General features: G+C 74.7%; 1 protein-coding gene. It reads left to right on the forward strand.

The window, feature by feature from the left end; translation table 11 throughout:
* Positions 1-1,829: ABC transporter ATP-binding protein (locus tag V7793_RS37080; protein WP_336014083.1), on the forward strand; the 1,829-nt coding region annotated here is incomplete at its 5' end.
* Positions 1,830-1,900: the final 71 nt, after the last annotated feature.

Here is a 1,900-nt window from a genome sequence, read left to right on the forward strand (position 1 = left end):
TGGCGAGCGCGGCTCCCGCGGCCCTCGGCTGCTACCTGGTGCTGACGCTGATGGCCGGCGCCCTCCCCGTGGTCACCGCCTGGCTGACCAAGCTGATGCTCGACGGGCTGGGGTCGGGCGCCTCCCTCGGCACGCTGGTGGGCCTGGGCGCAGGACTCGCGGCGGCCGGGACCGTCATCGCGGTCGTGCCGCAGATCAGCCAGTACTTGCGGCGCGAACTCGACCGCAGGGTCGGACTGCTCGCCGACGACCGGCTGTTCACGGCCGTGGAGGGCTTCGCCGGCCTGGGGCGCTTCGAGGACCCGCGCTTCCTGGACCGGCTGCGGCTCGCGCAGAGCTCCGGCGGCGGCACGCCCAACCAGGCCGTCGACGGGGCCGTCGGCATCGCCCGCAGCGCCCTCACCATCGGCGGCTTCCTCGGCTCCCTCTCCCTGCTGAGCCCGTGGATGACCGCCCTGGTGCTGGGCGCCGCGGTGCCCACGCTGGTGTCCGAGGTCGCCATGGCGCGGCGCAAGGCGCGCACACTGTGGGACGTCGGCCCGGTCGAGCGCCGGCAGATGTTCTACAGCGAGCTGCTGTCGAGCGTCGAAGCGGCCAAGGAGATACGGCTCTTCGGCATCGGCGCGTTCCTGCGGGGGCGGATGCTGGCCGACCGGCGTACGGCCGACGCCGCCAAGCGCGCGGTGGACCGGCGGGAGGCCGTCGTCCAGTCCGGGCTGGGGCTGCTGGCCGCCCTCGTCTCCGGCGGCGGACTGCTGTGGGCGGTGGCCGCCGCGCACGCCGGCACCCTGTCGGCGGGCGACGTCGTCATGTTCGTGGCCGCGGTGGCGGGCATCCAGGGCGCGCTGGCCACCCTGGCGAGCGAAGTGGCCCGCTCGCACCAGGCCTTGCTGATGTTCGACCACTACCTCGTGGTCGCGGGGGCCGGCCCGGACCTGCCCGAGCCCCGGCAGCCGGTCGCACTGCCGCCGCTGACCCACGGCATCGAGCTGCGCGACGTGTGGTTCCGGTACTCCGGTGAACACCCATGGGTGCTGCGGGGCGCCAGCCTGCGGCTGCGCCGGGGCGAGGTGCTGGCCCTCGTCGGGCTCAACGGCGCCGGCAAGTCCACGCTGGTGAAGCTGCTGTGCCGGTTCTACGACCCCGAGCGCGGCGCGATCCTGTGGGACGGCGTGGACATCCGTACGGTCGACGTGGCGGAGCTGCGGCGGCGTATCGGCGCGGTGTTCCAGGACTACATGCACTACGACATGACGGCGGCGGAGAACATCGCCCTCGGCGACCTCGCGGCGCTCGGCGACCGCCCGCGGATCGAGGCGGCCGCGGGGCGCGCCGGAATCCACGCCAAGCTCGCCGGCCTGCCGTACGGGTACGACACGCTGCTGTCGCGGAGGTTCTTCATGGAGTCCGACAAGGACAACCCGGAGACGGGTGTGGTCCTCTCCGGCGGCCAGCGGCAGCGGCTCGCGCTCGCCCGCGCGTTCCTGCGGGACCAGCGCGACCTGATGATCCTCGACGAGCCGTCGGCGGGACTCGACGCCGAGGCGGAGCACGAGATCCACACCGCGTTGCGGCGGCACCGCGGCGAGCGGACCAGCCTCCTCATCTCCCACCGCCTGGGCGCGGTGCGCGACGCCGACGTCATCGCCGTCCTGGAGGACGGCCGCGTCGTGGAACAGGGCCCGCACGCCGAGCTGATCGGCTCCGGCGGCCGCTACGCGCGCCTGTTCGCCCTCCAGGCCGCCGGCTACCGGGCCGAAACCGACGGCGGCACTGACACCGGCACCGGCACCGGGAGCGAGCCCGCGTTCACCGGGGAGCCCCGGTGAGGGCCGGGCCCGTGCTGCGGCGGCGGTTGCGCGGTGCAGCTGCCATCGCGGCGGGCGCGGTGCTGGGTGCG

It is taken from the genome of Streptomyces sp. KLMMK (assembly GCF_036961605.1).
Lineage (GTDB): Bacteria > Actinomycetota > Actinomycetes > Streptomycetales > Streptomycetaceae > Streptomyces > Streptomyces telluris.